This is a genomic window from Shigella sp. SIG6 (genome assembly GCF_053555815.1).
Genome location: NZ_JBQZXC010000154.1, coordinates 1 through 6906 on the forward strand (window position 1 = coordinate 1; position 6906 = coordinate 6906).

Here is a 6906-nt window from a genome sequence, read left to right on the forward strand (position 1 = left end):
TTATGTGGCGCAGTAAATGGGTGGATGTCACGCATTACCACTCCTTCAATGAGTCTCTCTTTGTCCTTAAATTTACCCGCCAGAGCAAACTTGTCACCACAGGCACAGGCAGTGAAAGAGTTGTTAATGTCAGTGATTAGTTCTCCAGTGATGGAAAAAAGGCAGTGGCAATTGGTGAGCTAAGCGTTATATCGGGATGGAATAAGATGCGGGTTTTTATTATTTGTTATGCCGGGCATTAGACTTTAACAATAACGGGATATCTGAACTGCCCGGAGCTTACCGTGAATTTCCAACAACTAAAGATAATCCGCGAGGCTGCACGTCAGGATTACAACCTGACAGAGGTTGCGAATATGCTTTTTACCTCACAGTCAGGCGTTAGCCGTCATATTCGGGAACTGGAGGATGAACTTGGCATCGAAATATTTGTTCGACGAGGTAAGCGACTGCTGGGGATGACTGAACCGGGCAAAGCATTACTGGTCATTGCAGAACGTATTCTGAATGAAGCCAGTAATGTTCGTCGGCTTGCAGACCTGTTTACCAACGATACGTCTGGTGTTCTCACTATTGCAACGACGCATACTCAGGCACGTTATAGCTTGCCAGAGGTCATTAAAGCTTTTCGCGAACTTTTCCCGGAGGTTCGGCTCGAGCTAATCCAGGGTTCGCCACAGGAAATTGCGACGTTGTTGCAAAATGGCGAAGCTGATATTGGTATCGCCAGCGAGCGTTTGAGTAATGACCCGCAGCTCGTCGCCTTCCCGTGGTTTTGTTGGCACCATAGTTTGCTTGTTCCACTCGATCATCCCTTAACGCAAATTACACCATTGACGCTGGAATCAATAGCGAAGTGGCCGTTAATTACTTACCGACAGGGAATTACGGGGCGCTCACGCACTGATGACGCATTTACCCGCAAAGGTTTGCCGGCAGATATTGTATTAAGTGCACAGGATTCTGATGTCATTAAAACCTATGTTGCTCTTGGGCTTGGGATCGGATTAGTTGCCGAACAATCCAGCGGCGAACAAGAGGAAGAGAATTTAATCCGCCTGGATACGCGGCATCTTTTCGATGCTAATACTGTCTGGTTGGGACTGAAGCGAGGACAACTTCAGCGTAACTATGTTTGGCGCTTTCTGGAACTTTGTAATGCAGGACTGTCAGTTGAGGATATCAAGCGCCAGGTGATGGAAAACAGTGAAGAGGAAATTGATTATCAGATATAGCAAAAAGCCCGCTATAAAAGCGGGCTTTTCAGAAATTTGGCTCCTCTGACTGGACTCGAACCAGTGACATACGGATTAACAGTCCGCCGTTCTACCGACTGAACTACAGAGGAATCGCTGTTGAGGCACATCTTAACGGCGAAAAATATTTTGTCAAACCCGATTTTTAAATTTCCCAATTGTTTGCCGTTTCTATCAACAGTTTGTTGCATTTGCAGACAATTTGTTGGCGAAAATCTTTGCAGCTTTGCTGATTCTCCCTCATCATTTGAAATGTGGTTTCACTTTCTGCAATTAAGGTCGGCTTTGAATATCTCCTCTGCTTTACGCCAGGTTGTTCACGGCACTCGCTGGCACTCTAAACGCAAGAGCTACAAAGTGTTGTTCTGGCGCGAGATAACCCCGCTTGCTGTTCCTATCTTCATGGAGAACGCCTGTGTCCTGTTGATGGGGGTCCTGAGCACTTTTCTGGTCAGCTGGCTGGGAAAAGATGCGATGGCCGGCGTGGGGTTGGCGGACAGCTTCAATATGGTCATTATGGCTTTTTTTGCAGCTATCGATCTTGGTACTACTGTCGTTGTAGCATTTAGTCTCGGTAAGCGGGATCGACGACGAGCGAGGGTGGCGACGCGGCAGTCATTGGTGATCATGACGTTGTTTGCCGTACTGTTGGCAACGCTAATTCATCATTTTGGCGAACAAATTATTGATTTCGTCGCGGGTGATGCCACGACAGAAGTTAAAGCACTGGCGTTGACTTATCTGGAGCTGACCGTACTCAGTTATCCAGCCGCTGTCATCACTCTTATTGGTAGCGGGGCACTTCGTGGTGCAGGGAATACGAAAATACCGCTACTGATTAACGGTAGCCTGAATATTCTTAATATTATTATTAGCGGCATATTGATTTACGGCCTTTTCTCCTGGGCTGGGTTGGGTTTAACCATTTCTCGTTATATTGGCGCAGTTGCAATTTTGTGGGTGCTGGCGATTGGTTTTAATCCTGCGCTAAGGATTTCGTTAAAGAGCTATTTTAAACCGCTGAATTTTAGCATTATCTGGGAAGTCATGGGGATTGGTATTCCAGCGAGTGTCGAATCAGTGTTATTTACCAGTGGTCGGTTATTAACCCAAATGTTCGTTGCCGGGATGGGGACCAGCGTTATTGCCGGAAATTTTATCGCGTTCTCAATTGCGGCTCTTATCAACTTACCCGGAAGTGCGCTCGGTTCTGCTTCTACGATCATTACAGGCCGAAGGTTGGGGGTAGGGCAGATAGCGCAAGCAGAGATTCAGTTGCGGCATGTGTTCTGGCTGTCCACTCTTGGATTAACGGCCATCGCCTGGCTAACGGCTCCCTTTGCCGGGGTTATGGCATCGTTTTACACCCAGGATCCACAGGTTAAACACGTCGTTGTGATTCTGATTTGGCTAAATGCTTTATTTATGCCTATTTGGTCCGCCTCATGGGTGCTACCCGCTGGATTTAAGGGTGCTCGTGATGCCCGTTACGCCATGTGGGTTTCTATGTTGAGCATGTGGGGTTGCCGGGTTGTAGTCGGTTATGTGCAGGGAATCATGCTTGGCTGGGGTGTGGTTGGTGTCTGGATGGGAATGTTTGCCGACTGGGCTGTGCTGTTTTACTGGCGAATGGTTACTGGACGTTGGCTGTGGAAATACCCTCGATCCGAGCCGCAAAAGTGTGAAAAAAAGCCAGTTGTGTCGGAATAAACGACAAAATGCAGATTATTTCAGCAAACGATTTCAAATTTAAAAAACAGGCTTTGACATTGTGGGTGGGCATCGCTAATATTCGCCTCGTTCTCACGATTCCTCTGTAGTTCAGTCGGTAGAACGGCGGACTGTTAATCCGTATGTCACTGGTTCGAGTCCAGTCAGAGGAGCCAAATTTTAGTTTTGAGACATCTCTATGAGACTCAGAACAGTTAAAAAATAAAAATTATTTTTACCCGGCCACTTTGTAAAAAAGTGGCCGGGTTTTTTGATTTCTGTGTTTCGTGCGCTTAATCGAGTCTCACGCTTCAGTGAGCAAATTGCCCCTCCCCAACAGACATCACGATTCACAAGGTCAAAAATTCATGTTCCATGAAGTACCGTACAAAGATAAAGAGAAAAATGCCTTATGCGGGATGTAGCTGTCGCGTCTTTATCGGGAAACTATACGTAATTGCCACTTTGTCTTCGGTAATCAGAAAAAGAAGACCTGCCATTTTAATAAATATTATTTCTCTGGGAACGGGGATTTTTTATAAGCAATATGACGAGTTAAACATTATATTTTTATAAGAATTATATGAGATTAAAGAAATCTGCCATAAAGACAGATTTCTTTAAAATATAATTAGAGATTTGCGACGTTATGATAAACTTTTTGTACATCGTCGTCATCTTCAAGGGCATCAACAAGCCCTTCAAAGATTTCTAAATCTTCTGGGGAAAGCTCAACTTCAGATTGAGCAATCATTTCTAATTCTGTTGTTGAGAACTCAGTGATTCCAGCTGCTTTTAGCGCCGCGATTCCTTTATGAAGGTCAGTAGGTTCAGTATAAATAACAATATTACCTTCTTCTTCAGTTACATCACGAACATCAACTTCAGCTTCAAGCAAAATTTCAAAAATATGGTCAGGGTCTGTTCCTTTAAATACAATCACACCCGTATTGTCAAACATATAGCTGACAGAACCTGCCGCTCCGATATTGCCGCCTTTTTTATTGAAAATTGTGCGAACGTTAGCAATCGTACGGTTAACATTTGAAGTCAATGTCTCAGCAATAATCATTGAGCCATTAGGACCAAAGCCTTCATAACGTCCCTGTACGAACGTTTCATCTCCGCCGCCTTTGGCTTTATCAATTGCTTTATCAATAACGTGCTTTGGAACTTGTGTCTGCTTTGCACGTTCAATAACGAATTTTAAAGATGTGTTTAATTCTGGATCGGGTTCACCTTGTTTGGCAGCAGCATAGATTTCTACACCGAATTTTGCATAAATTTTAGACGTTGCACCGTCTTTAGCCGTTTTTTTAGCAACAATATTGGCCCATTTACGTCCCACTGGAATGATCTCCTCGAAAATTTATTTACATTACTGGTAAATCGTTAACATGTGTTAATTCGGCATATTATATCATAACAGGAAAAATCACGTCTATTAGAAATAAAAATATTCTAAAGCCATAATCTTATATTTAATTTTATAAAAACTAATGTTGTTGGCGGGATTTTTTATAATTGTGTTTTGAAAGCATACTTGCTTTTAATATGTGGAAATCATTAAGACGATAATAAAACTCGCATCTGCCCAAGGAAGCAAGCAGCCCGCGTTTATTGCAGGCTATTTGCCAGATGTCTTACTTAATCCTTCACATCTATTTCTGATAAGAAGGTTCATAACTTATTATCGGAACGGCGGCTCATTAAAGGTTCGTAATTTACGTGAATGCAGTCGGTCGCCTTCTGCGCGCAGCAAATCGATCGCCCGAATGCCAATTTGCAGGTGTTCGGAAATAGCGCCTTCATAAAAACGGTTAGCCTGGCCGGGAAGCTTAATCTCACCATGTAACGGTTTATCTGAAACACACAGTAGTGTCCCGTATGGCACGCGGAAACGATATCCTTGCGCGGCAATGGTTGCACTTTCCATATCAATTGCTACGGCCCGGCTTAAGTTAAAACGAAGTGCAGAAGCTGAGTAACGTAACTCCCAGTTCCTGTCATCTGTGGTTACCACAGTACCTGTACGCAGCCGCTGTTTGACTTCCTCACCAGGCCTGCCGCTGACTAACTTGGTAGCGTCATAAAGCGCACGTTGCACTTCAGCAATGCTCGGAATAGGTATATCGGGCGGCAGAACCGCATCAAGAACGTGGTCATCGCGTAAATAAGCGTGTGCAAGGACATAATCTCCAATGGCCTGGCTTTCACGTAATCCGCCACAGTGACCAATCATCAACCAGACATCCGGGCGTAGCACTGCCAGATGATCGCAGATGGTTTTAGCATTGGACGGTCCCACGCCAATATTCACCAGAGTAATACCCTGACCATCAGCGGTAATTAAATGCCATGCTGGCATCTGGTGTTTTTTCCATGCAAGGTCGGAAATGGCTTCTTCTGGCGCTTCGGTTTCGGCAGTGATCCAGTTCCCGCCAGCACAAGAAAGGGCAATGTAGGGACTATCAGGATCGAGGATCTGGCTGCATCCCCAACGAACGAATTCATCCACATAACGTGTGTAGTTGGTAAACAAGACGAACGGTTGAAAATGTTCTACTGGCGTACCGGTATAATGGCGCAACCGTGCGAGGGAAAAATCGACGCGGCGCGCATCAAAATGCGATAGCGGGGAGAATTCCGTTGGATGATAAATGCCGTCTGCAGTTTCATCGCCGATTTGCGCCAGTTCTGTTGTCGGGAAGTAGCGAGTTAAATCAGCGCTCATTGAGCGATCAAGTGTCAATTCAGAGCCATCGATGACATAAGGATAAGGGATTTCATGTTGCGAGGGTTGCACAGAGATATGCGCACCATAATCCTGATAAAGCAACGTTAGTTGCTCATTCAGATACGAACGAAAGAGAGTAGGGCGAGTAATCGTGGTGGTGTAGCTGCCTGCGTGAGTAAAACGACCAAATGCGCGCGTTTTGGGGGGATTTGTTGTGCTACCGTCCCAGGTTACGGTCAGTGATGGATAGACAAAAAGACCTTGTTTACGGGCGTTTTCATCAGGTAATTCGCCAATTGTAATATATTTGCCAATGGCGTTGCGTAAAGCAACTACAGATTGCTCATACAGCGCGTTGAGTTTATCCAGTGCCTGAGCTGGGGTCAGACCGGAGCCCTTATTATTCATGTGTGTCTCCTGTTCCATACAATTACCGCACATCCGATAGTATGTCACAGGAATGTGAAACAAAAGTATAAGGCGAAGATCGGATGATCTTCGCCAGGCTATCACGAGCGTTGATTGTCTTTCATCAATAAAGCGGTCATTGCAGAAATCAGGCATCCAGCCAGCAAATAAATGGCGATGCTATGCCAGTTCCCGGCAAAGTAAGTGATGAGTGCAGCGGCAATAAAAGGTGTAAATCCACCGCCAACCACACTGGCAACCTGATAACCGACTCCAGCACCACTGTAGCGATAACTGGCACCAAACATTTCGGTAAACATCGGTTGTTGCACACACACCACCATGTCATGCGCAATGTTTGCCAGCATTATGGAGAAGAAAACTATCCAGAAAATAGATTGTGCTTCAAGCGCCATAAAGAAAGGAAATGCGCTCAACGTTCCGATCAACGCGCCTGTGATATAAACCCTGCGCCGACCAAAACGATCGGCAAGCCAGGCAAAACAGGGAATTGTCAGGCAGCTTAATCCACCTACCAGCAAACCAATATTAAGGAAAAGTTCGCGCGGTAACCCCATATTCTGGGTTGAATAATTAAGTGCAAAGGCAGTAACAATGTACATCGTCAGCAACTCGCACAGTCGTAGTGCAATAATCTTCAGGAAAGCACCGGGATGTCGTAACAGAGCTTCGATAACCGGGATGCGTTTTTTCGCGGCCGCTTGATTATGTTGCTGTTGTTCAAATTCCGCGGACTCCTCCATGCCATTGCGCACCCACAATGCTCCCAGTACC

General features: G+C 45.3%; 5 protein-coding genes, 2 tRNA genes and 1 pseudogene. 4 read left to right on the plus strand and 4 right to left on the minus strand.

Annotated elements, in window-relative coordinates:
* Positions 1 to 183: pseudogene (locus ACUU1M_RS17645) on the plus strand (nitrogen assimilation transcriptional regulator); the annotation flags it as partial.
* 101 nt (positions 184 to 284) lie between these two features.
* The gene (gene cbl / locus ACUU1M_RS17650) at positions 285 to 1235 is read left to right on the plus strand and encodes an HTH-type transcriptional regulator Cbl (protein ID WP_001010995.1); all 951 of its coding nucleotides are present in this window, start codon (positions 285 to 287) and stop codon (positions 1233 to 1235) included.
* Between the two features lie 37 nt (positions 1236 to 1272).
* Here cbl and ACUU1M_RS17655 read toward each other — a convergent pair.
* Positions 1273 to 1348: transfer RNA gene (locus ACUU1M_RS17655), tRNA-Asn, on the minus strand.
* A gap of 160 nt (positions 1349 to 1508) precedes the next feature.
* Here ACUU1M_RS17655 and yeeO point away from each other — a divergent pair.
* Positions 1509 to 2966: a toxic metabolite efflux MATE transporter YeeO gene (gene yeeO / locus ACUU1M_RS17660; protein WP_094185449.1), complete on the plus strand. Its 1458-nt coding sequence runs from the start codon at positions 1509 to 1511 to the stop codon at positions 2964 to 2966.
* Positions 2967 to 3066: 100 nt separating this feature from the next.
* Positions 3067 to 3142: transfer RNA gene (locus ACUU1M_RS17665), tRNA-Asn, on the plus strand.
* A gap of 455 nt (positions 3143 to 3597) precedes the next feature.
* On the opposite strand, the gene ACUU1M_RS17670 is transcribed toward ACUU1M_RS17665, so the two are convergent.
* The 3 genes from ACUU1M_RS17670 to ACUU1M_RS17680 form a co-directional block, all read right to left on the minus strand.
* A complete protein-coding gene (locus ACUU1M_RS17670; RefSeq protein ID WP_000532929.1) occupies positions 3598 to 4314 on the minus strand; it encodes a YebC/PmpR family DNA-binding transcriptional regulator in 717 nt (238 codons plus the stop codon).
* A 342-nt stretch (positions 4315 to 4656) separates the two neighbouring features.
* Positions 4657 to 6111, minus strand: coding sequence for an AMP nucleosidase (gene amn, locus ACUU1M_RS17675; protein ID WP_001060253.1), 1455 nt, complete (start codon positions 6109 to 6111; stop codon positions 4657 to 4659).
* A 101-nt stretch (positions 6112 to 6212) separates the two neighbouring features.
* On the minus strand, positions 6213 to 6906 hold a 694-nt coding region (locus tag ACUU1M_RS17680; RefSeq protein ID WP_449144712.1), incomplete at its 5' end, for an MFS transporter.

Excerpts from the sequence above, each read along its gene's own strand:
- yeeO (WP_094185449.1), top strand. The coding sequence starts at position 1,509 with ATGTGGTTTCACTTTCTGCAATTAAGGTCGGCTTTGAATATCTCCTCT.
- amn (WP_001060253.1), bottom strand. The coding sequence starts at position 6,111 with ATGAATAATAAGGGCTCCGGTCTGACCCCAGCTCAGGCACTGGATAAA.